Origin of the sequence: Pseudomonas sp. G34 (assembly GCF_031119625.1) — a bacterium.
In the GTDB taxonomy this organism is placed as follows: domain Bacteria; phylum Pseudomonadota; class Gammaproteobacteria; order Pseudomonadales; family Pseudomonadaceae; genus Aquipseudomonas.
Window position 1 is genome coordinate 41900 of sequence record NZ_JAVHZV010000002.1, and the last position, 23953, is coordinate 65852.

Genomic DNA, 23953 nt, shown 5'->3' on the forward strand with positions numbered 1-23953 from the left:
GGTTCCAGGGTGAGCCCCGCTATCGGCTGGGGCCGGCGGTCAGCACTGTGCAGATGGTCACGCCCGTAACTGGCGCATGACCATCGACCGGCGCGTCTAGCTCGTCTCCCAGGTCGTGGTGGTGGCCTCGGGCAGGTCCGGCGAGGACTCGTCCTTCGGCGTGAACGAGCCATAGCCACTGACGTAGATATGCTCGTTGCCCTCGTCGTCGATAAAGGTGTATTCGTGGCCGGAGGCCCAGGAGTAGCCGCCGGTCCTTTCGTTGGCACCGTCCCCCAGGTAGTCGCGGTGGGTTTCGTCCTCGCCTTGCCATTCGGCCTGGCGGAACTCGAAGACGCTGCGATCATCCGGGGTGTCGCGCTGGCGGTAGTTGGACAGGTAGGTCTGCAGCCAGACGTAGTTGTTCGCGCCCTGTTCCTGCAGCAGCCCGTCCTTCTCGAATTGCTGGATCTGCTCCCACTTCTCCATGGAGACCTTGTGCAGCTTGTGGGACTTGATGGTGCCCAGGATCGCGCCGATGAAGCCCAGGCCGGCCGAAATCAGGAAGCCCACCGGCCCGGCAGCGGCAATGATGCGGCCTGCCGAACCGCCGATGATGCCCCAGGCACCGTTGACGCTGGCCACGCCGGCCGCCACGCCACTCAAGCCACCGAACACCCCGAGAAAGCCTGCGGCCGTCTGCAGTGAGTCGCCATTCTTGAGGCCGTCGCGGATGCCGAAGGCGCCCAGCACGATGCCGGTCACCGCGCCAGCCAGGTCGGCGGAAGAGCCAATGAAGCGCGATACCGAACCGGCGATACGGTGCCCCGTGCTGGCATCGGCGATGCGGTACTTGGTGTTGCCGGCGCCGTCCAGGTAACCGCGCTTGAAGGCCTCGGCATCGAAGTTGGCGTAGTGGTCGCGGTTGGCGACGTTGGGAACCTTGTTGGGGTTGTCCGTCCCATAGTCGGGGCCGGCAATCACCTGGGTGACACCGCCCCTCTCGTCGTGAACGTAGACGGATGGTATGTCGCTGATAAAGCCCTGGCCGGCCAGGTGCTTGGCCAGGTTGGCATCCACATTGACATCGGGTGGCGCCACAGGCGGCAGCTTGCCCCACATTTCCGGGATGCTTTTGCTCAGCCCCAGGTGCTCGTACACCTTGGTGTTGAGGATGGTGTCGTAGGTCTTCGAGCCCAGGGTGAGGAAACTGTTGGAGAAGCTGGCGAAGGTGATGAAGTCAGCGGCGATGGCCAGTCGTCCTTCCGGGGTACTGGCCAGGTTACCCGGATTGCCGTGCAGCTGGTAAATGCCACGGGCCAGGCCGAAGATGCCGGACACCGAGCCGAGGGTGCCGGTGTCCTTCATGGTGGTGAACATCTTGGTCAGGTTGTCCCGCTCGGTCGAGGATAGCGAGCGGAAGGCATTGTTCTCGGCATTGAACGCGCGCTGGATGTCGGTATCGGTGACCACGCCGTTACGCATGTAGGTATCACCCAGCTCTGCGTAGATCTTGCTGAACGCCGCCGCATCGTTCTTGTTCAGCGCGAACTTCTGGAGGGTGGTTTCCCAGCTGCTGATCAGGTGCGAGGGGATATCGGGGATGGCCCGGGCCGCCCGCAGCCAGTAGTTGGTGGTGTCGATCGCCGCCAGCGAGCTGTTGTCCTCGCTGATCTGGCTGGGGTCGGCCATGATCGCATCGAGGTCCATGATCATGCTGTCGCGGCTCAGGTCGCCGAGAAACTGCTCGGCCGCCTGCGGGTCGATCTGCGCCAGGTTGAGGTAGGTCTGCTGGATTTCCAGCTGCGCCAGTTCGCCCTTGCCCTCGGCTTCCAGCGCCTTGATGTAGGTCCGGAACGCCTCGGAGTTGGCGCTGCTTTTCAGCCTTTCCTCGACCTCGGCGATCTTCTCCGGCCCGCCAACCACCTTGTCCCTGGCCTCCTTGTCGAAACGCGCGAGGTCGGCCGCGACGGTCTCGTCGCTGGTCAGTTCGGCCAGGGTTTCGTCGATGGCCTGGACATCGAATATCTCTTCGCGCACATCCCGGCTGGTTACGTCGATGGGGTCGCTGGCATCGGCCTTGTAGCCGCGGCCGTGCTCGGGAATGATCGACATGCCGTTCTCGGCCATGCTCTTGGCTTCCAGGGCACGCAGGAAGCGGGCGCGCGGGTCGTCGGCGGCGATGCTGCCGTCTTTGACGCCCTCGCGATAGGTCTCGATCATGCGTTGCAGGGCCAGCTCCCGCACGTTCAGGGTTTGCCCGTCCTCGTTGCTTTCGCTGGTCGGCAGCTCGTTGATGCTGACCTCCGCGAGCGGCGGCAGGCCGTGTTCCCTGCGCAGCGCATCGAGGTCATTGATCTGCAGGGTGACCTCGTCACGGTGCCCCGCCACCTGGGCGAACAACTCCGGGTTGGTCGCTTCACTGACGATCAGCTTTTCTTCCTCGCCGCCGGGTTTGCGATAGGTGAAGGCGATCAGGCCGGGGCCGTACTCGCCAACGCCACCCATACTGGCGATGTCTTCGGTGGAGGGCAGGTAGTGATCAGCGTCTGCCAGGCGGTAGCCATCGCCCTCGGCCCGGGCGATGCCGGCAAGCACCTCGGCCGCCTGGGCATAGGCCTTGAACGAGTCCGGCGCCAGGGCTTGGATGGCGACCACCTTGCTGCCGTCCTTGAGGGTGATGACCTGCACGCCGCCCTCACTGAAGGCATGCACGTTGTCGATCTCGGCCAGCGCAACGGGCTCGTTGGCGTCGCTGGCCAGGCTGTCACCATTCTTGATGGCATTGACCAGGGCGTCATGGGCGACGCTGCCTTCGGTCTGCTTCAATGCCGCGAGCAGATCGTAGAGCCGCGAGCCGCGCAACTCCAGGCTCGGCGACCGCTCGTTGGCACCCGCCAGGCCGATACGCACGCCGGCGGGCAGCTGCATCTCGGCCTCGCTGGCGTCACCGGGCGCGAGCAGGTAGGCCTGCCCGTCGTAGCGGAACTGGATAAGTCCGGTTTGCTTGTCGATGCGCTCGACCTGCAGCTTGTCGATGTCATAGTCGGCTGGCAGCGATTCCACGACCCCGTAGCCCTGCTGGCCAGCGGCGTCGATCTGGCCACGTACCTCGCTCAGGTACTGCAGTTGCTGATGGGCCTGGGGATTCAACTGGGCAGAGACGATGTAGCGCTGACCGTCGCTGGTCTCGACCCGGGTCAGGCCGTCGCCCAGGGTTTCGATGCTCCGGTAGGCCGTGCTGCTCATGGGCAGGGTCTGCTGGGCGCCGAGCAGGGCGTAACCGTCGTTCTTGTAGGCAAGCACCTGCTCCATGTGCAGCAGGCGTTTGAAGGTGTCGGGGGTATGGCTCTGGGTAATGACCCACTGGTTGGCGCCGAACTGGTAGGTGATGACGCCGCTCTCGGCATTGCGGGTGTCGATACTGGTGATGTGCTCGTAATAGGCGAGGGTATCGTTGTTGTCGACCGCCAGGGTATAGCCTTCGGCCTGGGCGGTGAGGGTGTAGTGATCCTCTACCACCCGCTGGTAGAGCGCCGGTGTACTGGAGCGATAGACGATCACCTGCTCGCCGTCGCGGGTGACATAGCGCACGGTATCGGCCGCCACCTGCCCGGGTGCCTCGATGCGCTCGTACTCCTCGAGGCGCGGCGGCGCCTGCTCCGGCTTGGCCTGGCGGTAGCCATCGGCAGGTTTGCTGGACAACAGGCGCGAGTGCTTCAGAACCTGGTCGAAGGAGGCGCCGCTGCCCGGCTGCGTAGCGAGGCGGTCGCCCTGGTGAATGGTGGTCATGGTTTGCTCCGCTTGCCGTGAACGCGTCATGCAAAACGCACAGAAGGGTGGGTTTTGCAGAGGTTATGACAAAGGATGCAGCGTTCCGCTTCTGTGCAGCGGATATTCACCACAATTCGCACCCGTGAGGCGCTGTGCAAGTGACCACGGCTGGCCTGTGCGTTACTGGCAGGCCCTCAGGTTCCAGGCGGTCAGGATCTGTCGTGGCGGCCGCCTTCCGGCCACGATGCCCTGATCTTCTGTGCTCAGCGAACCTGCTGGCGCAACGGCTGCTGCGCGGCCGGCGGTTCCACCCGCGGGCTCGATGAGCGATCACGGTAGGGGCCGAGGCCGAGTGCCGCCAAGGTCAGTTCCAGGCCCAGGGACTGGTTGCCGTCGGTGGAGCAGGCCCAGGTGAGCGCCGAGCGGATGGTGTCGCTCTCCGCGCCGTAGAGGTTCTTCCAGGCTTCCGGCACCACGGCATCCAGCTGGCTGGCCGCCTTCTTCACCACCCCCAGTGCATAGGCCGCATGGCGGGCGACCAGGCGCTGGGTACTGCCGGTCTGGTCAAGCTTCTCCAGCGCGTAGAGGCGCTCGCTCTTGGGCATCTGGTAGTACTTGAGGGTGTCGTCGCGGTGGGCGATCAACAGCGACTTGTCCACCAGGCTTTCGATCAGCGGCAGCGGGTCACCCGGCAGCATCGCGTCGCCTTCGACCAGGGCGCGCACGGCGTTCAGGGTGAAGGTGCCGTTGAAGATCGCCACCAGGCGCAGCATCGCCTGTTCGGCGGGCGCCAGGGTCTGGTAGGACCAGTCCAGGGTGGCGCGCAGCGAGCGGTGACGAGGCGGGGCGGTACGGCGGCCCTCCATCTGCAGGCGGAACTCGCCGTCCAGCAGTTCGGCCAATGGGCCCAGGCCAAAGGCGCTGACCCGGGTGGCGGCGATTTCGATATCCAGGGGAATACCGTCGAGCTTGCGGCAGATGTTGATCACGTCCGCCACGTTGCCGTCGTTGAGGGTAAAGGCGGTGTCGCTGGCCTGCACCCGCTCCACGAACAGCTCGATGGCCGGATAGCCCAGTGCCTGCTCGGCGTTCGGGTGCTCGCAGGCAGCGGGCAGCTGCAGCGGCAGCAGGCGCTCGATCTGCTCGCCGGCCGTGCGCAGCGGCTCGCGGCTGGTGGCCAGGATGGCGCAATCGGGGGTCCACTTGAGCAGGGTTTCCACCACCAGCGCCGTGCCGTCCAGCGCCTGCTCACAGTTGTCCAGAATCAATAACTGACGCCGTTGCTGCAGGTGCTGCACCACCTCACGCAGGGGATCGCTGCTGGCCTGCAGGCCCAGTGCCTCGGCCAGGGCGTGGGGGATGCGGCTGTCCTCGTCGATTTCGCTGAGGTCGACGAAACAGGTGGCATAGGCCATCTCGCCGGCGAGCTGGTTGCCGAGTGCCAGCGCGACGGTGCTCTTGCCGATGCCGCCGGGGCCTACCAGCGACACCAGGCGCGTCTGTTGCAGCTGTTCGGCCAGGCGTTGCAGCACCGTATCTCGGCCCAGCGGCCGGGTGATCAGGCTGGGCAGCGAGGGCAGGCGCTCTGCCATGCTGGGCTCGCTGCCAGTGGCGTAGGGTTCGGTATGTGCCACGAAGCGATAACCCCGGCCCGGCACGGTAACGATGTATTCGAAGCCGGTTTCGTCTTCGCTGAGCACCCGGCGCAGGGCGACGATCTGTGCACGCAGGTTGCACTCTTCGACGATGACCTTCGGCCAGGCGCAGGCGATCAGCTCGGATTTCTCCAGCAGCTCTCCGGGCCGCGCCGCCATGGCGATCAACAGGTCCAGCGCCCGGCTGCCCAGGCTGACCGGCTCACCGTGCTTGAGCAGCAGGTGTTGGCGTGGGTAGAGAATGAAAGGGCCGAACCGCACAGCGCCTTCGCTGCTGAATGGTGCATGGTCGTAAGGCGTCTCGGTCGGCGTTGTGGTGGTGCCGAGAGTGGTCGAATACATGCCTATAGTCCCTCGAGGATTATGGTTGTTGTACGCACGGGTGACCGTTGCGCCCAGGCGCACCGCGTCATGCTCGGGTTCGGTTCGCGTGGCGGCCCGACGCGGCGGTCGCTGGCGGAACGTGCCGGTGCGGCAGTTTGAATAGGCAAGAAGATCCCTCCAGAACGTACTTGTTTTTGTATATCACCGCAGTGCTGCAAAGCGGTGTCGATCAGAGGCGGGGTGTATTTCGCAATTAACGTGCCGTACCGGAACGGGTCTCGGCGTTCGCTAACTGATTGATTGTGAATGGCCACGGAGGTTCGGCCGGTCTGGCGCGTTCGGAACTTCGGATAACGCTGCAAAAGCTGTTCGGGAATCCGACCCGGGCAGGGTGCATCGAGCGTGGTCGATCGCATGTCGCGTTGCTCCTGACAGTCTGTTCAGCGCCGCCCTTGCGTCCTGTTAAGGGCCATGTGTCGCCGTGAAAAGCTGCGAAATCCGTCGCGATCAGGTTGTTACATCTTTGTTTCGATTGCTTGAATGAGAGGGCAGCAGGGCGCGCCTTTTTGCGTGCACCGTTCTCGTTTCCGTCAATTTGGTGGGGCGTCACGCGTTGCCTGCGCCGTTCAACAAGTGCCATAGCCATCTTCTTTCGCACAAGGAGCGCAGCGCCGTTTTGCGACCTTGTCCACTTATCGAGCCGGAGCGCAGAGCCGATGAGCACCATCGATACAACAAGACCAGAGCGTGTGACCGGGGAAACCGGCGATACCGAGTTCGACGACAAGCTGCGCGAAGCGCAGGGCAAGGGCGGGCAGCTCGACAAGGAAGGCATCGAGGCCTACAAGGAGTACCGCGGCCCCTACCTGGACGGCAAGCCGCCGCTGGCCGAGAGCAATCACCAGTGGAAGGAAGAGGACATCGTCAACGTCGAGACCGAATGGCTGTCGTCCAGCGGCCACCGCCTCATGCTCTGGGACGACCTGTTGCTGGTGACCATGAAAAACGGCGATCAGGTGCTGGTGCACGCCGGCGTGAACCCGCGGCTGCACCAGGTGGCCAAGGAAAAACTGGATGCCGGTGACGTCGCCGGGCCGCCGGCCTGGACCGAGAAGGAACTGTCCGAGGAGCATGAGCTCTGGCTTGGCAAACGCGAAGCCTATGGGTTCGAGGTGGTCACCTCGGCCGAGCAGATTCCCGAGCTGGGCGATCTGCGTTTCATCGAAGACGGCTACATGGATATGAGCGCGGCGGTGTATCACCCTGTCCACGGCTTCCAGCTGACCGTCGACAACAGCGGTTCCTATGGTGCGAACGACACGGCCCTGTTCACCACCGCCGATGGCAGCAAGTACGCGGTCTCCAAGGAGGTCTCGCCGGAAGCCTACAAGAAGGTCAAGGAGCTGGCCGAGACCCGCGACAAGATCGAGAGCAAGATCGAGGATGACGGCTACAAGGTGATGAGCGCCCGGGACGACATTCCGGTGGTCACCGATGGCACCAAGGTGGAGACCCTGGCGCCGGGCGTGCTTGCCGTGGAAACGCCGCGGCGTGGCAAGTTCATCGTCATCGAGAGTGTCACGCCGGAGCACTTCGCCACCCTCAGCGGGGTGCAGACCGAGAAGCAGCAAGGCGCCGTCGACAAGGCATTCGAGGATCGCGACCTGCCGCCGGCCAAGGAAACCGACCTGATGCTCGCCGAAACCAGCGAGAAGAAGGACGGCAAGGCCAAGACCGTTGGCGAGCTGTATTACGACAATCTCAAGGAGGCCTACAAGGACAAGCCGTCCGACTCCAAGGAAGCCAAGTACCTGCGCCTGCTCGAAGCCCGGGCGATGCTCAGCGGCGGCTTCCAGTACCTGCCCTATAGCACCACCAACGGCGCCTTCAACAGCACCACCACCAGCTATGGCAAGGATCCCAAGGAGATGAACCCGGCCGAAATGCGCGGCCTGGTGGACGAGGGCAAGCTCGGCGAGGAGCTGCTGGCATTGATGACCGATGAGGACATCGCCGCCGACAACGATCGTTTTCTCAAGGAAGCGATCGACAAGGTCGAGGACAAGGACGGCTTCAAGGACAAGCTGGCCGAGACCCTGCGCGACCCCGAGTACAAAGAGGCGCTCGAGGCGCTGGAGAAGGACAACCCCGAAGGCGCGGCGGCCCGCTATGCCGCCGACATGCAATCACTCAGCCTGCTCGATTCGGAGCTGGCGGCGCAGATCGACACCGAGTTCAAGTTCGGCATTCCCATCGACCAGCTCAACGAGCTGTACAAGGATGGTGTCGAAGGCGTCGGCGAGGAGAACGTCGACAAGGCCACCACCGACATGGTCTCCACCCTGCTGACCACCATGATGACCTCGGTGCTGGGTACCAAGCGCGGTACCGACATCTACAACTACTTCTTCGGCGGCGGCAAGGAGAAGGGCCAGGCCAAGCCCGAGCTGAATGCCGAGGAGCAGAAGCTGGTCACCGCCGCGGAAAACTCCCGGGAGCCGCTGACCCAGCTGCTCAAGGACAGCGCCAAGGCGAGCATCAACGACCCCTCGGGGAATTCCGGTGCCATCACCGCCGAGAAGATCGAAAAGGCGGTGGCGAAAGTCCCCCTGGCCGAGCGCGACGGTGTCGCCGGGGTACTGGGCAAGCTAGGCAAGACCGGGGTACTGAGTTCCGGCGCCGGTTTGATCTCGATGGTCGCCGGGATCTACAAGCTCTCCGATGGCGGGCTGAACTTCGGCGAAACGCCGGCCGAGCGCATCGAGGCGGCGAAGAACTTCGTGACCACCATCAGCATGATCTCGCCGATGGCCACCATGGTCACCGGGGCCTATGAAGAACTGTTCCGCACCCCGAGCAGCCCGGGCAAGCCGAGCATTGCCGATACGCTGGGGTTGGGCAAGAGCCTCAAGGAAACCGTCTGGGACAAGCACTTCAAACCCAGGGACGTGTCGGAAACCGACGCCATCGAACTCAAGGAACGGCAGCAGAAACTCGACAACCTCAAAGAGCTGCCCCAGCTCGACATGGGCAAGGATTTCACCGCTGAAAATTTCTGGAAGGAGTTCGATGACACCACCCGCAAATCGCGGCCGGCAGTCGAGGACCTGATCGAACAGCTGCCGCCGGAGCAGCGTGACGCGGCGCGCACCAGCTTTCTCAACATCACCGACAAGAACCCGGATTTGAGCAAGGTGCCCGAGGCCGATCGGCTGCGCTGGGTGGGGGGTGCGCTGTCGACCATCGGCGGCGCTGCCGACGTGGTGGGTGGGGTGCTCGACCTGGTACTCGGCGGCATGGGCATCGACAAGCTGCGCAAGGAAGGTGGCACGCCCGAACAGTTCGCCGCCAAGAGCCTGCAGCTGGTCGGCGGCACCGCCGGGCTGGTGATGGGCGGGGCCGGCCTGGCGGCAGCCATTGGCGTCGGTTCGGCGGCCGTTGCCGGGGTGGTTGCCGCCGCCGCCGGTGGTGTGGGTGCGGTACTGGGTTTCATCGGCGCCATCATCGGCGGCGTGGTCGCCCTGAAGAAGAGCGAGGAGACGGTCGAGAAGGTACGCGACTACTTCCGCGAGCTGGACAAGGATGGCGTGCTGGAAAAGGAGTGGGGCGACAAGCTCAACTACCTGGTGCACATGGGCTACGAGTACAACTATTACGAGGGCAAGTACGAAGACCGCTTCGATGCCTGGTACCCCGAGGACATTCCCGTCTGGGAGGCGCAACCCGAGCACTACAAGGAATTCACCGAGAAGGTCGAGAAGGATGGGCGCATCGACGATGACTGGTTCACCGACAACATGCAGGATCTGGTCACCCACAGCGACAAGTTCGACGCCGAGTTCTATCGCGACAACAAGGACAAGATCGAGCGCATCGTCGACAACTGGGAGCAGTGGCAGGGCAGCGATGACATCATCAGCGACAAGGATTTCAACAAGCTGCTCAACGGCGATGACCGTTTCGACAACTCCAAGGAAGACATCGACGCGGTGCGCTTCCTGATGGAAAACAAGGAATTCTTCGAGTTCCTCGACACCATCCGCTTCCACCCCAACAACACCAAGTCCGATGGCAAGATCAGCCGCAAGGACATCGACAAGTGGCTGGAGCAGGTGAGCTGATCGCCCGCGCCACCTAGGCCTGATGGCGGTCTTCGCGCGGGCTGACGGCAAAGCGGGTGCGGTAGCGGCGGGCGAAGTAGGAGGCCGAGTCGAAGCCGCAGGCCAGGGCCACTTCCAGCACGCTGAGGTCGCTCTGGCGCAGCAGCTGGCGACCCTTGTCCAGGCGCAGGGCAAGGTAGAAGGTGACCGGCGTGGTGTTCAGGTGCTGGCGGAATAGCCGCTCCAGCTGGCGGGTGGTAATGCCGACCATGGCGGCCAATTGCCCGGGCGTGCGCGGCTGCTCGGTGCAACGCTCCATTTCGCCGATCACCAGCGCCAGCTTCTTGTCGTGGATGCCGTAGCGGCTGCTGACCTGCATGCGCTGGTGGTCAAGCCGGGTGCGGATGCGGCCCAGCACGAACTGCTCGGACACCTGGATCGACAGCGGCTCGCCGTGGTCGCGGCCGATCAGCCCGAGCATCAGGTCGAGGCTGCTGGTGCCGCCGGCACTGGTGATGCGTCGACCATCGATCTCGAATAGCTCCTGGGTCGGTTGCAGCTGTGGATAACGTTCCCGAAAGGCCTCCAGCGCCTCCCAGTGCAGGGTGAAGCGCTGCCTGGCTTCCAGCAGCCCGGCCTCGGCGAGTACGAAGCTGCCGGTATCGATGGCGCCCAGTACCTGGCATTCACGCTCGGCACGGCGCAGACGGCCCGCCAGCTGCGGGTTGAAGCCGGCCAACGGATCGAAACCGGCGACCACGAACAGGCTGTAGCCGGCCAGGTCGTCATCCAGGGCACCGTCGACATTCAGCGACATGCCGTTGCTGGCCGGCACCGCCAGGCCGTCGCCACTGAGCAGGCGCCAGTGGTAATGGGGCGCGTGAAAGCGATTGGCGACCCGCAGCGGCTCGATGGCCGACATCAGGCCCATCATCGAAAAGCCGGGCAGCAGGAGAAAGCAGAAGTGCTGCGACATGGGGCGCTCCGCCGTATGGAGCCCCTATCTAACGGCAGGTACGCTGCAGGATCAAGTCGCTATGTTGTGGTTTTATGTCGATATGGTGCGAATTCCCGGCACGACAACTGGGTAAGGTGGGCTCATCGGAATTCAGCCGTTCCGGTCACACGGTACTAAGAACCAGACCAAACCGTTGAGGAGCCCCATCATGAAAGCGCTCACCGCGTTCGCCGCATGCTGCACCTTCACCCTGTTCAGCTCACCCCTGCTGGCCGCCGAGGAGGCGAGCTGCAAGACCGTGCGCCTGGGCGCCGTCGGCTGGACCGACGTGGTCGCCACCACCGCCGTGGCCAGCGAGCTGCTGCAGGGGCTCGGCTATGAAACCAAGCAGACCCAGGCCTCGCAGCAGATCATCTTCGCCGGCATCCAGAAGGGCCAGGTCGACGCCTTTCTCGGCTACTGGAAGCCGATCATGGACGACAACATCAAGCCCTTTCTCGATGCCGGCGCGGTGAAGGTGGCCGATAAGCCTTCGCTGGACGATGCGGTGGCGGTGCTCGCCGTGCCGACCTATGCCGCCGAGCAGGGCATCAAGACCCTCGCCGATATCGCCCGCTTCAAGGATCAGCTCGACGGCAAGATCTACGGCATCGAGGCCGGCTCGGGCGCCAACACGGCGATCCAGAAGATGATCGACAGCAACCAGTTCGGCCTTGGCGACTTCAAGCTGGTCGAGTCCAGCGAGGCCGGCATGCTCGCCGCCGTTGGCCGTGCGGTGCGCAACGAGAAGCCGGTGGTGTTCTTTGGCTGGAAGCCGCACCCGATGAACCTGCAGATGCCGATCACCTACCTGACCGGCACCGAGGATGCATTCGGCCCCAATGATGGCGCCGCCACGGTGTCCACCGTGACCTCGCCGGATTACGCCACGCGCTGCCCGAATGCCAATCGCCTGCTCACCAGCCTGCGCTTTACCAGCGCCCAGGAGGCCGAGCTGATGCAGCCGATCATGGATCGCCAGGCGCCGGCCAAGGTGGCGCGCGAGTGGATCGCCGCCAATCCAGAGGTGGTCACCGCCTGGCTCGACGGCGTTACCAGCCGCGACGGCAAGCCGGCCGCCCAGGCCCTGAAGCTCACCCCTTAACCATTGCCCAGGCTGCCACCGCGCTCTGCGTGGGGGCGGCGTTCGTCCCGAGAATCTGCCTGGCGCCTGATCGGCATGAGCCAGGCAGTTCCCACCAAGGAGATCGACCGTGAACCATGACGTCATCATCACCTGCGCGGTCACCGGCGCTGGCGATACCGTCGGCCGCCATCCGGCCATTCCCGTGACGCCCAAGCAGATCGCCGCGGCTGCCATCGAGGCCGCCAAGGCCGGTGCCACCGTCGCCCATTGCCATGTGCGTGACCCGCACACCGGCAAGCCGAGCCGCGACGTGGCGTTGTACCGCGAGCTGGTCGAGCGCATTCGCGAAAGCGACACCGACGTGATCATCAACCTCACCGCCGGCATGGGCGGCGACCTGGAAATCGGCAAGGGCGAGGAGCCGCTGGAGTTCGGCGCCGGCACCGACCTGGTCGGCCCGTTGACCCGCCTGGCCCATATCGAAGAGCTGCTGCCGGAAATCTGCACCCTGGACTGCGGCACCCTGAATTTCGGCGATGGCGATTTCATCTACGTGTCCACCCCGGCGCAGCTGCGCGCTGGCGCCAAGCGCATCACCGAGCTGGGCGTGAAGGCCGAGCTGGAGATCTTCGACACCGGCCACCTGTGGTTCGCCAAGCAGATGATCAAGGAGGGCCTGCTCGACGACCCGCTGATCCAGCTGTGCCTGGGCATCCCGTGGGGCGCGCCGGCGGATACCGCGACCATGAAGGCGATGGTCGACAACCTGCCGGCGGGCCTGACCTGGGCCGGCTTCGGCATCGGCCGCATGCAGATGCCGATGCTCGCCCAGGCCATGCTGCTGGGCGGCAACGTGCGCGTGGGGCTGGAAGACAACATCTGGCTGGACAAGGGCGTGCCGGCCAGCAATGGCTCGCTGGTCGAGCGGGCGGCGCAGATCATCGAACGCCTCGGTGGCCGTGTGCTGAGCCCGGCCGAGGGGCGGGAAAAGATGAAGCTCAAGCGTCGCGGCTAACGCGATACGCCCACCGGCCCCTGCCACAGATTTGCGCTGCTCCTGTGGCAGGGGCTTTAGCCGCGACAGCGGTAGCCCGGATCTAAGCCGGGGCATTCCCTAACGCCATCCCCCGGCCTGTGTCCGGGCCAGCGGAGTTCAAGCATGACCTTCATTACCGATATCAAGATTTTCGCCGCCCTGGGTACCGGCGTGATCGGCGCCGGCTGGGTCGCCCGCGCCCTGGCCCACGGCCTGGACGTGCACGCCTGGGACCCGGCGCCCGGTGCCGAGGCGGCATTGCGCACGCGCATCGCCAACGCCTGGCCGGCCCTGCAAAAGCAGGGGCTGGCGCCGGGGGCGTCGCTGGATCGCCTGCACTTTTTCACTGACCTCGATGCCTGTGTGCGTGATGCCGACTTCATCCAGGAAAGCGCGCCCGAGCGCCTCGACCTCAAGCTCGATCTGCATGCGCGGATCAGCGCCGCAGCGCGTCCCGAGGTGATCATCGGCTCCAGCACCTCGGGGCTGTTGCCCAGCGAGTTCTATGCCGAGGCGCAGCACCCCGAGCGCTGCGTGGTCGGCCACCCGTTCAACCCGGTGTACCTGCTGCCGCTGGTCGAGGTGGTCGGCGGCCAGCGCACTGCGCCCGCGGCGGTGCAGGCGGCCATCGGCATCTACAGCGCACTGGGCATGCGCCCGCTGCACGTACGCAAGGAGGTGCCGGGCTTCATCGCCGACCGCCTGCTCGAGGCGCTGTGGCGCGAGGCGCTGCACCTGGTCAACGACGGTGTGGCGACCACCGGCGAGATCGACGATGCGATCCGCTTCGGCGCCGGCCTGCGCTGGTCGTTCATGGGTACTTTCCTGACCTATACCCTGGCCGGTGGCGATGCCGGCATGCGTCACTTCATGGCCCAGTTCGGCCCGGCGCTGAAACTGCCCTGGACCTACCTGCAGGCGCCTGAGCTGAGCGAGGCACTGATCGACGATGTGGTCGCCGGCACGGGCGTGCAGCAGGGCCAGCGCAGTCTCGCCGAGCTGGAGCGCTATCGCGATGACTGCCTGTTGGCGGTACTCGGCGCGATTCGCGAGACCAAGGCGCGCCACGGCTTCGCCTTCGAGGAATGAGCATGCTGCCCGTCACCTACAAGACCGCCGTGCAGCCCGACTGGGTCGATTACAACGGCCATCTGCGCGATGCCTATTACCTGCTGATCTGCAGTTTCGCCAGCGACGGGCTGATGGATCTTATCGGCTTAGACGAAGCGGGCAGGGCGCGCAGCGGGCATACGCTCTACACCCTGGAGTGCCACCTCAACTTTCTCGCTGAGGTGAAACTCGGCGGCGAGTTGCAGGTGCGCACCCAACTGCTCGGCCATGACCGCAAGCGCCTGCACATCCATCATCTGATCGAGCGCTGCGCTGACGGACAGATCGTGGCCGAAAGCGAGCAGATGCTGATGAACATCGGCACGGCCACCAGTCGTTCGGCGCCGTTCGACGAGCAGGTTGCAGCGCGCGTCGCGGAACTGGCCGGGGCGCAGCAGGAGGTGCCGCGCTCTGCCTATGTCGGCCGGGTGATCGGGTTGCCAGTGAGCAACGCTGGGCTCGGCCGGCCCCAGTAGCCGGCGCCCCGGCGCGGCGCGGCTCAATCAGCGTGGTGAAAAACGCACCCTGCGATGGGGACACCGGTAGGGTGGGCTTCAGCCCACCAGGGCGCGTACCGCTGCGGCGTCCATCAGCCGCGCATCACCCGCCAGGCTGGCATGTCGTCATTGGGGTTGTAGGTCAGCTCGCTCTTGTCGGTCTTCTCCAGGCCGATGGCCTTGAGCCAGGTGTCAAGGTCGGCGGTGCTGATCTTGCCGTCGCGCCTGTCGTTCTTGGCCAGGTTGTCGAGCTGGTCGAAGAAGCCCGGGTTGTCGAGCAGGAAGTGCGCCGCTGCTTTCTCGGCCTCGCTGCCGTCGCCGTTGGCGATCTTCTCCAGGTCCTTCTTGCTGACGATGGCGTCCTTGCCGTTCCAGGCGTCCCAGCGCTCGCGAATGGTTTCGATGATGCTCTGGTGCTCGTCGTAATAGGCGCGACCGTAATCCTCCTGGTGAGCGCCGACCATCTTCAGCCAGGTGTTGAGGTCGTTGGTGCTCACCTTGCTGTCCTGGCCGCCCTTGCCCCACTGGGTGTCGAGCTGATCCCAGAAGCCGCTGTTATCGAGCAGGAACTGCGCGGCCGCCTTGTCCTCGTCGCTGCCACCGCCGCTGGCGATCTTCTGCAGGTCCTTCTTGCTGACGATGTCGTCCTTGCCGTTCCAGTCATCCCAGCGCTCGCGGATGGTGTGGATGACCTCGCGGTTCTCTTCGTAGAACGCCTTGTCGTACTTGGCCAGATGCTTGTCGTCGTCCAGGCGGTTGATGGACGAGCCGCCTTCCTGGGGCGTTTCCTTGAAATGCTCCCATTCATCTTTCTGGTAGTCGTAGATGCTCTGGCCGGCGGGCGCATCGCGACCGTCGTATTCGTAGAAGCTGTAGCGGGCGTACTCGAGCTTGTCGCCCCAGTCTTCCTGGGTCAGGCCGAGTTCGGCGAGGTCCTTGAACCACTGGCCTTCCTTGTCGGTGGCTTTCTGCTTCTTCTCGTGATCGACGAAGATGCCGATGATGCCGCCGATCAGCCCCAGCCCCGCGGTGATCAGGAACAGCGGGCCAGTGGCGCCGGCCAGGGCACCGATGCTGGCGAACAGCCCGACCGTACCGATGACGCCGGCGGTGGTACCCGCCACGCCGCTGATGATCTGCAGGGCACCCGCGGCCTTGCCCAGGTCGCTGTTGTTGGCGATGGCGTCCTTGATGGTGAAGCCGCCCATGACGATATCGGCGACGCTGAGGATATCCGGCGCCACGCCCAGCACCTTGGTCAGGGTGCCGCCGATCTTCGCCGCCAGGCCGGGCTTTATCGACGGTGTATCGGCGCCACCCAGGGCGCTGTTGATGGTCTCGGTGTCGACGATGCCCTGCACCGAGCTGTTGCGCACCGTGTCGTTGAGGCGGTCGACGGCATCGTCGATCACCTCGGCGGCCGGTGGCGGGCGGTTGTCGTTCTCGAACATCTGGTTGATCGAGTCGCCATCCAGGCGCAGGTCGCCGTCGAAGGGGTCGTTGGCCGCCGGTACGCTGCGGCCGGACTCCTCGATGCGCTCGCTGACCACGCGCTCGACCGATTCGCGGCTGGGCGGCGTGATGTTGCGCTCTTCGAAGTATTCCACCGCGTCTTCATAGATGGTCGATACCGCATCGGTATAGGTGGAGTAGCCCGAGGAGGTGATCGAGGGTGGCAGCGGGCGGTTGGCGGCGTCATCGAGGTGGCTGGCGAACTCGTTGACCGAGACGTCATCGGCAATTTCACCAAGCCCGTTCGCGGCACGCCGCTCGTTGATGGCGTCGTTGATGTGTTCCTCGGTGATGGTGAGGTTCTGCTCTTCGGCAATCTGGTTGAGGCTGCTGTAGCGTGAGTAGTCGTCGGGCGGGTTGCCGCCGGCGCGGGTGATGATGTCGCTGAGCAGCGCACGGCTATCGGCATCGTCGAACGAGCCGATACCCGAGGCTTCGGCGGAAAGCCTGACCTGATCCAGCGCATCGCCACCGCCGCCACCATTCAGCGAACCCAGCTCGATCACGCTGTTGGCGCGGCTCTCCACCGCATCGGGAATGCCCTTGATGCCGCGATCGCGCAGGAAGCCTTCGACCTTCTTGCCAAGGGTGCCGTTTTCCTTGCCCCAGATTTCCGGCAGGGTCTTGCTCAGGCCCAGCAGCTCGGCGGTGTTGGTCTTGGTGAAGAGGTCGAAGATTTTGGTTTTTTCGAATTGCGCACCGCCACTGAGGAAGGTGATGAAATCCTTGGCGATGGCCAGGCGTTCCAGGGGCTCGTCGGATAGTTGCCCATTCTTGGCCGAAAGCATGTAGATCGCCCCGCCCAGGGAGCCGAATGCGGAAATGGTGCCGAGCACGCCATACTGGTTCAGCGTGCCGATGGCCCTGGTGAAGTCGTCCTTGCTGACTTCCGCCGGGATGTACTTGGTTTCCAGCTGCTTATTGAAGTCGGCCTGGGTGATGGTGCCGTTATTGAGCTGCTCCGAGAGCTTGGCAAAGTCGGCCATCTTGGTCTTGTCATTGAGCAGCTCGTTGTAGAACTTCTCGATGCTGTCCTGCACCCGGCGCGGAATGTCGGCGGACTTGAGCACGGTCTTGATCAGCGCGCCCATGTCCTTGTAGGCCAGTTCCTTGTACTCGTCGGGAATCGCACCGGGGTCGCCGACCAGGGTGTCGATCTCCACCAGGATGCCGTTCTGCTTGAGCGCCGACTCGGCCTGGCGGGCGCGCTCCGGGTCGAGCAGCTCCAGGCTGGAGGCGAGCCGGGCGACCTCGGCCTGGCCTTCGCTGCCCAGGCCTTGCTCTTTCATGTCGGCCAGGTACCGGACGAAATCCAGGCTGGTCAGGGTGTCGTAGAGTTCGTCGGCCAGGCTGGTCTTGTCTGCGCCGCTGATCTTCTCGATGGCGCTGTCCAGTTCGGCCTGGTATTCCTTGCCGATCTTGTCCTTCTCGCCGTTGCCGCTGGTGAACATCTCGGCGAGCAGCTCGTCCACCGAGTTGCCGTTGAGGATGTCCTGCATGTCCTCGGTGCTCAGGGTTTCACCATCGCTGTCGAACTTGCGCCAGGTGGTGTTGCCGCCGCGCGGATCCTCGATGTAAGGGGTGATGCGGTGGCCACTTTCCATCGACGCCTTGGCCTCGATGGCCTTGACCAGCTTGTAGATGTCGCTGTCCTTGCCGACCTTGCCGTCGTCGATGAGCTTCTTGTACTTGTCGAGCAGGTTCTTGGTGGCCAGCTCGACCACCGTCATCTCTTGCTTGTCGTCCTTGTTGGCCTTCTCGCCGCTGCTCTGGCCGAGCAGGTCCAGCTTGTCGAGGTCGGGCAGGTCATATTTCTCACGCAGTTTCTGGATCGCGTCGCCGCCTTTGACGTGGTCGCTCCACATCCCTGCTACGCGGTCGTACAGCGCCTTGTTTTCGTGCTCGGATACCACGTACTTCTTGCCATCCTTGGTTTCGAACTGGATGACGCCATTGCCGAACTCCTCCGGGCCACCCCAGAGGGCAATATCATGTTCGGCCACATAGGTGTCGGGGCCGGCGACCTCCCGGCCATCGGCGACGCGCTGTTCGAGGGTGTAGCGCGACAGGCCGATCTGCTGCACTTCGATGAACAGCTGCGGGGTAAGGGCCTTCGATACGGTGACCGTCTCGCCGTCCGCGGTGACGTAGGTGATCACCTCGGCATCTTCCAGGTTGCCCTGCCATTTGAACTGGGTGTAATCGCCCCACTCCTGCACCTCGGTGTTGCGGTCGGCGATGGCGTGCTCGTCGCCCATCGCCGCGACCACCTGGGCCTTCTGCTCGGGAACCTGGTTGAGGGCGTGCAGGTTGACCAGGAACTTGTACAGCTCGGGGTTCACCGAGCGCTCGACCATCACGCCCTGGCCATCGAGCTGGTAACGGATCTTGCCGTCCCTGGGCGCATCGACCCGGGTCTTGTCCAGCGGCGGCCACTGCTCGTTGTCGGTGGCGCTGCGATCCTGCCTGGGCTTGGCATTGCCCTTCAGGCTGAGGTGCATGATGTTGTCGAAACGCAGGCTGTCGGCGCCGCTCTGTTCGTTGGGGCCTTTGCTCAGGGGGTTGACGCTCACGGTGGGTTCCTCGCCAAGGTGACGGGTGGCCTAAACGCGTCGCTGGCAATACCGCGTGTGCGTCAGTGGGCCGGGGCCGTTCGATTGTTCCGTTTGATGGCGTGAAATGCTGTGAAACATTCCGCTGATGTTCCGAGCGGCAAAGAAAAGCCCCGCAGGCCAGGGCCAGCGGGGCTTTCAAGAGATGCTGGAGGGGCAACGACGGCGCACGCTAGGCGTGCCGTCGTAGGCCACTCACTGGGTCTTCACATCGCGCAGATAGGGCGCCGGGGCGGCGCCCAGGTTGCTGAGCATGCGCTCGCTGTACCAGTCGATGAAGTTGACCACGCCGAACTCGTAGGTCTTCGAGTACGGGCCGGGCTGGTAGGCGGTGGAGTTGATGCCACGCTGGTTTTCCTCGGCCAGGCGACGGTCCTGGTCGTTGGTGGCGTCCCAGACTTCGCGCAGGCGGGCGACGTCGTAATCCTCGCCTTCCACGGCGTCCTTGCGCACCAGCCACTTGGTGGTGACCATGGTTTCCTGGGCGCTGATCGGCCACACGGTGAACACGATCATGTGGTCGCCCATGCAGTGGTTCCAGGAGTGCGGCAGGTGCAGGATGCGCATCGAGCCCAGGTCCGGGTTCTGGATGCGGCCCATGAGCTTCTTGCAGCCCTGCTTGCCGTCCATGGTCATCGACACGGTGCCCTTGAGCAGCGGCATGCGCACGATACGGTTGCGCAGGCCGAAGCCGGCATGCAGGTAAGGGATCTTCTCGGCTTCCCACTTGGCGGCGGATTCGGCCACGTGGTCCTTGAACGACTGGGTCGCGCGGGGGTCGTGGGTGTCGTCCCACTCGAGCAGGGTGTTGAGCAGTTCCGGGTGCGAACCGTTGCAGTGGTAGCACTCGCGGTTGTTTTCCAGCACCAGCTTCCAGTTGGCCTTTTCAACCAGGGTGCTCTGCACCGCCACCTTGGCGTTCTCCATGTCGTAGGGTTCCATGTAGTGCGCCAGGGTGGCGAGGAACTCGTCGATGGCCGGTGGGTTCTCGGCCAGGGAGATGAAGATGTAGCCGCCGGCGGTCTTGCAGTTCACCGGCTTGAGGTTGTAGTCGGCCAGGTTGAAATCGGTGCCCATCTCGCTGCCGGCGAACAGCAGGCGGCCATCCACTTCGTAGGTCCACTGGTGATACGGGCAGACCAGCTTGGCGACCTTGCCCTTCTCGCTGGTGCACAGGCGCGAGCCACGGTGACGGCAGACGTTGTGGAAGGCGTGCACCACGCCCTCGGCGCCGCGAATCACGATGATCGGGTTGTTGCCGATCTGCAGGGTCAGGTAGTTGCCCTTGGCGGGAATCTCGCAGGTCATGCCGGCGATCAGCCATTCCTTGTGGAAGATCTCCTGCATGTCGAGCTGGAACACCCGTTCGTCGTTGTAGAACGGCTGCGGCAGGGAAAAGGTCCGCTCGCGGCTCTGCAGCATCTCGGCTGCGGCGGCGCGGGCCTGTTCCAGCGGGTCGCCAAGGCTCAGCGTAGAGGTGACGGTCATCGGAGAACTCCTCATGGCGAGCGCGCGGCGCCTGCCGTAAAAGTGGCTATTGCGGTGGTACGCAAGGTGGCGGGTCGCTGCCCGGATCGCCTGCCGAATGGCGTGTTGCATAGGGGGCTGCGGCTGACGCTCTTATCCTGTTCGGCTTGGGGGCGAGTGTGGAGCCGGGCGCGGGGCGAACCTTATCCATGGGCGACATGGCCGAATCATTTCCCGACTGGGTACGCCAGTGTCTACGGGGCAGGTCGCCGTTAGCATGCCGATGTCGCTGGCAGGTAAATGAGCGCCACAGGCGTTGCGCACAATCGCGGCAAAGAATGGGCCGGTGAGCGGCCTGCGTGCGCGAGAGAACCGACATGTCGAACGACTTCCTCTATCCCGTTACTACCCAGACCTGGAGCAATGGCCGCCACGTGGTGCGCTGCGTCAAGGTAATCCAGGAAACGTGGGACGTGCGCACCTTCTGCTTCATGGCCGACCAGCCGGTGCTGTTCTTCTTCAAGCCGGGGCAGTTCGTGACCCTGGAGCTGGAAATCGACGGCCAGCCGGTGATGCGTTCGTACACCATTTCCAGTGCGCCGTCGGTGCCCTACAGCTTTTCCATCACCATCAAGCGGGTGCCGGGCGGCAAGGTCTCCAACTGGCTGCACGACAACCTGAGCGAAGGCCAGGAGCTGGCAGTGCATGGCCCGGTGGGGCTGTTCAACGCCATCGATTTCCCGGCCGACAGGGTGCTGTTTCTCAGCGGCGGGGTGGGCATCACCCCGGTGATGTCGATGGCGCGCTGGTTCTACGACACCAACGCCAACGTCGACATGGTGTTCGTGCACAGCGCCCGCTCGCCAAAGGACATCATCTACCACCGCGAGCTGGAGCACATGGCGGCGCGGATCAGCAACTTCAGCCTGCACGTGATCTGCGAGAAGCACGGCCTGGGCGAGGCCTGGTCGGGCTACCGCGGCTACCTCAACCAGTCGATGCTGGAGCTGATGGCGCCGGATTACCTGGAGCGGGAAATCTTCTGCTGCGGCCCTACGCCCTATATGAGCGCGGTCAAGCGTCTGCTCGAGGCCAAGGGCTTCGACATGAGCCGCTACCACGAAGAGGCCTTCGGCCCGGTACCGGCGGAGGTGCGCCAGGAGGTCAGGGAGCTTGCCGAGCAGGCTGCGGACGCGCCCGAAGTGCCGGTTGCCGATCGCAACCAGGTGGCCTTCACCAGTACCGGCAAAAGCATTCAGGTCGGCCCGGGCGAAACCGTGCACGCGGCGGCAGCCAAGCTTGGCCTGCATATCCCCAAGGCATGCGGCATGGGCATCTGCGGTACCTGCAAGGTGCTCAAGACGGCGGGCGACGTGGACATGGAGCATAACGGCGGGATCACCGACGAGGACGTGGCTGAAGGCTACATCCTGTCCTGCTGCAGCGTGCCGCGTAACGACGTGAGCATCGATTACTGATTGGCGTTGGTCAAAATCTAGGCGGTGCCCCTCAGGGCCCGCCATGCCTGGCCTATAGCCGTGACCAAACAGCTTATCCACAACGGCGCACACAGTAATTGTGTGCAACGCCTGCGCCGGCATTTCGATTCGTCGGCAGCGCTCCTGCCTTGCCCTACGGGCTAAAGCGACCTCTATAGGGGCGCAGTGGTTTGCGTCGGCTCGGGCAAAGTTATACAAGCTATCCACAGTTCCATGCACAGTTCAGGTGGCTTCCTGCGTCCTGTGGCCGCCCGTTTGCGCCATGAGCCACTGTACGATTTATGATCGATAGGCTGCAGGTCACGTATCTATGGGGCTGCAGCGGTATAGCGACAGCTTGTGCACAGCTTGATCCACGAAGTTTGGGGGAAAGCCTGCAGCAAGTTGTTCAGCTGCCCCCTGGTGATCATCGCTGTCTATGCAGAGCAGGCCCCTGTTCGGGCCTGATCAATAAATGATCATTGCTAGTCATGTGCCATGAATACTGGGCTGTAGCGCTAGCTGAACATGTTATGCACAGCTAAGCACACAGCTTCTGTGTGTAGATAACTTGCTAACCAATTGATATCGATCATTTTTCCAGCGCCACGCCAGAGGCCACGGATGGCAAGGGCTCTAGCGATATGCCTACAGCTTATCCACGTCATCATCCCCTGATTGTGGGGAAGGATTTCCACAGGTGTTGAATCGCGCCTAAGGCCTGCTGTGGATGGAATACCTATTTCGGCAGCTGAGCAAAAAATGATCGCCGCGCTGCAGCCCCTTGTTTTCGAGGCTCGGGGCAACATATGCACAGCTTGTGAGCGCGCTACTGCACAATAGTTGTGCGTAAGCTGCCAGGCAACCTGTTGAAATAGAACGTTTTTTGTACGAATGTCTGCGGCCCTTGCAGGCTCTGGGCTGCAGCCGTGTGCCGACAGCTTATGCACATGCTCGTCCACGTGATCTGGGGATGGGCCGGCTGTTTATCCCCATCCGGCCGATTCGCAGATGGTGAAGATCAGCAGCTGGAAAGCTCGTGGCCGCGCTCGGCAGGTCGATTTCACGCGGTAGTGGGGAGTTATCCACAGACTGGAGAAGGGTGTGAGCAGGGGAGCCATTGCGGGGGTGTCGCTGCGAAGGTGGATCAGGCACGAGACCTGATCCACCCTTGCGAAGGGGTTGCCGTAGTAAACGCTGCCGTCAGGACATGACCTGGCGGATATCGGCGGCCAGCTGGCGAACCCGTGCTTCGTCGGTGTCCCACGAACACATGAAGCGGGCGCCACCGGCACCGATAAAGGTGTAGAAGCGCCAGCCGCGAGCGGTGAGGGCGGCGATGGCCGGCTCGGACATCTGCAGGAACACGCCGTTGGCCTCCACCGGGAACATCAGGCTCACGCCGGGCACGTCCTCCACCAGCTTGGCGAGCAGTTGCGCACAGGCGTTGGCGTGGGTGGCGTAGCGCAGCCAGGCATCGTCCTGCAGGATGCCCACCCAGGGTGCCGACAGGTAGCGCATCTTCGAGGCCAATTGACCGGCCTGCTTGCAGCGGTAGTCGAAGTCTTCGGCCAGGTCGCGGTTGAAGAACAGGATCGCTTCACCGACGGCCATGCCGTTCTTGGTGCCGCCAAAGCACAGCACGTCGACGCCGGCCTTCCAGGTCAGCTCGGCCGGGGTGCAGCCGAGAAAGGCGCAGGCGTTGGAGAAGCGCGCGCCGTCCATGTGCAGGTTGAGGCCCAGCTCTTCACAGGTCTGGCTGATCGCCTGGATTTCTTCGGGGCGATAGACGGTGCCGACTTCGGTGGCTTGGGTCAGGGTAACCACGCGCGGCTTGGGGAAGTGGATGTCCTTGCGCTTGAGGGCGATGTCGCGGATCGAGGCCGGCGTCAGCTTGCCCTGTTCGCTGCGCGCGGTGAGCAGCTTGGAGCCGTTGGAGAAGAATTCCGGTGCGCCGCATTCGTCGGTCTCAACGTGGGCGGTCTCCGAACAGATCACGCTGTGGTAGCTCTGGCACAGCGAGGCAAGGGCCAGGGAGTTGGCGGCGGTGCCGTTGAAGGCGAAGAACACGTCGCAGTCGGTCTCGAACAGGCTGCGGAAATGGTCGGCGGCACGGGCCGTCCATTCGTCATCGCCGTAGGCGCGCTGGTGGCCCTGATTGGCCTCTGCCATGGCTTCCCAGGCCTCTGGGCAGATGCCCGAGTAGTTGTCGCTGGCGAATTGCTGGGCGTTGTCGGGCATTGAAAAGTCCTTGTCTGCGTCGCCCCGTGCGGGCGTATGCCGGTACTGTATCCCGCCTCGCCAGTGCATAGAACTCGCCAGGGC

The 23953-nt window shown here is 63.9% G+C and carries 12 protein-coding genes; 6 read left to right on the forward strand and 6 right to left on the reverse strand.

Features of this window, described 5'->3' with window-relative positions; all coding sequences use genetic code 11:
* Positions 1 to 96 precede the first annotated feature (96 nt).
* Positions 97 to 3771, reverse strand: coding sequence for a hypothetical protein (locus tag QYS36_RS00810; RefSeq protein ID WP_308837690.1), 3675 nt, complete (start codon positions 3769 to 3771; stop codon positions 97 to 99).
* 245 nt (positions 3772 to 4016) lie between these two features.
* Positions 4017 to 5750: a winged helix-turn-helix domain-containing protein gene (locus QYS36_RS00815; protein WP_308837691.1), complete on the reverse strand. Its 1734-nt coding sequence runs from the start codon at positions 5748 to 5750 to the stop codon at positions 4017 to 4019.
* Positions 5751 to 6448: 698 nt separating this feature from the next.
* Here QYS36_RS00815 and QYS36_RS00820 point away from each other — a divergent pair.
* The gene (locus QYS36_RS00820) at positions 6449 to 9853 is read left to right on the forward strand and encodes a hypothetical protein (protein ID WP_308837692.1); all 3405 of its coding nucleotides are present in this window, start codon (positions 6449 to 6451) and stop codon (positions 9851 to 9853) included.
* Positions 9854 to 9866: 13 nt separating this feature from the next.
* Here the strand turns inward: QYS36_RS00820 and QYS36_RS00825 are convergent, their stop codons facing one another.
* On the reverse strand, positions 9867 to 10808 hold the full coding sequence (locus QYS36_RS00825; RefSeq protein WP_308837693.1) for a GlxA family transcriptional regulator: 942 nt from the start codon (positions 10806 to 10808) through the stop codon (positions 9867 to 9869).
* Between the two features lie 190 nt (positions 10809 to 10998).
* Here QYS36_RS00825 and choX point away from each other — a divergent pair, with 190 nt between their 5' ends.
* The 4 genes from choX to QYS36_RS00845 all read left to right on the forward strand — a co-directional run bounded on the left by choX (position 10999) and on the right by QYS36_RS00845 (position 14538).
* Positions 10999 to 11934, forward strand: coding sequence for a choline ABC transporter substrate-binding protein (choX, locus tag QYS36_RS00830; protein WP_308837694.1), 936 nt, complete (start codon positions 10999 to 11001; stop codon positions 11932 to 11934).
* A 109-nt stretch (positions 11935 to 12043) separates the two neighbouring features.
* Positions 12044 to 12931 (forward strand): 3-keto-5-aminohexanoate cleavage protein, encoded by an 888-nt coding sequence (locus QYS36_RS00835; protein ID WP_308837695.1) that lies wholly within the window; start codon positions 12044 to 12046, stop codon positions 12929 to 12931.
* A gap of 144 nt (positions 12932 to 13075) precedes the next feature.
* Positions 13076 to 14041 (forward strand): L-carnitine dehydrogenase, encoded by a 966-nt coding sequence (locus QYS36_RS00840; RefSeq protein WP_308837696.1) that lies wholly within the window; start codon positions 13076 to 13078, stop codon positions 14039 to 14041.
* A complete protein-coding gene (locus tag QYS36_RS00845) occupies positions 14038 to 14538 on the forward strand; it encodes a thioesterase family protein (protein WP_374990404.1) in 501 nt (166 codons plus the stop codon). Before QYS36_RS00840 ends, QYS36_RS00845 begins: the two co-directional genes overlap by 4 nt.
* A 113-nt stretch (positions 14539 to 14651) precedes the next feature.
* On the opposite strand, the gene QYS36_RS00850 is transcribed toward QYS36_RS00845, so the two are convergent.
* Together QYS36_RS00850 and gbcA are read right to left on the reverse strand one after the other, a co-directional pair.
* Positions 14652 to 18644 carry a hypothetical protein gene (locus QYS36_RS00850; protein WP_308837698.1) on the reverse strand — a complete coding sequence of 1331 codons (3993 nt, stop codon included), beginning with the start codon at positions 18642 to 18644 and terminating at the stop codon, positions 14652 to 14654.
* A 234-nt stretch (positions 18645 to 18878) separates the two neighbouring features.
* Entirely contained in the window at positions 18879 to 20171 is a 1293-nt protein-coding gene (gbcA, locus tag QYS36_RS00855; RefSeq protein ID WP_308837699.1) for a glycine-betaine demethylase subunit GbcA, read from the reverse strand.
* Positions 20172 to 20527: 356 nt separating this feature from the next.
* Here gbcA and gbcB point away from each other — a divergent pair, with 356 nt between their 5' ends.
* Positions 20528 to 21628 carry a glycine-betaine demethylase subunit GbcB gene (gene gbcB / locus QYS36_RS00860; protein WP_308837700.1) on the forward strand — a complete coding sequence of 367 codons (1101 nt, stop codon included), beginning with the start codon at positions 20528 to 20530 and terminating at the stop codon, positions 21626 to 21628.
* Between the two features lie 1203 nt (positions 21629 to 22831).
* Here the strand turns inward: gbcB and QYS36_RS00865 are convergent.
* Positions 22832 to 23869: a low specificity L-threonine aldolase gene (locus tag QYS36_RS00865; RefSeq protein WP_308837701.1), complete on the reverse strand. Its 1038-nt coding sequence runs from the start codon at positions 23867 to 23869 to the stop codon at positions 22832 to 22834.
* Positions 23870 to 23953 lie beyond the last annotated feature (84 nt).

What these genes read in the sequence shown, in the direction of transcription:
- QYS36_RS00840 (WP_308837696.1), top strand. Translation starts at nt 13,076, where the DNA reads ATGACCTTCATTACCGATATCAAGATTTTCGCCGCCCTGGGTACCGGC.
- QYS36_RS00820 (WP_308837692.1), top strand. Translation starts at nt 6,449, where the DNA reads ATGAGCACCATCGATACAACAAGACCAGAGCGTGTGACCGGGGAAACC.
- choX (WP_308837694.1), top strand. Translation starts at nt 10,999, where the DNA reads ATGAAAGCGCTCACCGCGTTCGCCGCATGCTGCACCTTCACCCTGTTC.
- QYS36_RS00865 (WP_308837701.1), bottom strand. Translation starts at nt 23,869, where the DNA reads ATGCCCGACAACGCCCAGCAATTCGCCAGCGACAACTACTCGGGCATC.
- QYS36_RS00815 (WP_308837691.1), bottom strand. Translation starts at nt 5,750, where the DNA reads ATGTATTCGACCACTCTCGGCACCACCACAACGCCGACCGAGACGCCT.
- QYS36_RS00810 (WP_308837690.1), bottom strand. Translation starts at nt 3,771, where the DNA reads ATGACCACCATTCACCAGGGCGACCGCCTCGCTACGCAGCCGGGCAGC.
- QYS36_RS00825 (WP_308837693.1), bottom strand. Translation starts at nt 10,808, where the DNA reads ATGTCGCAGCACTTCTGCTTTCTCCTGCTGCCCGGCTTTTCGATGATG.
- QYS36_RS00845 (WP_374990404.1), top strand. Translation starts at nt 14,038, where the DNA reads ATGAGCATGCTGCCCGTCACCTACAAGACCGCCGTGCAGCCCGACTGG.
- gbcA (WP_308837699.1), bottom strand. Translation starts at nt 20,171, where the DNA reads ATGACCGTCACCTCTACGCTGAGCCTTGGCGACCCGCTGGAACAGGCC.
- gbcB (WP_308837700.1), top strand. Translation starts at nt 20,528, where the DNA reads ATGTCGAACGACTTCCTCTATCCCGTTACTACCCAGACCTGGAGCAAT.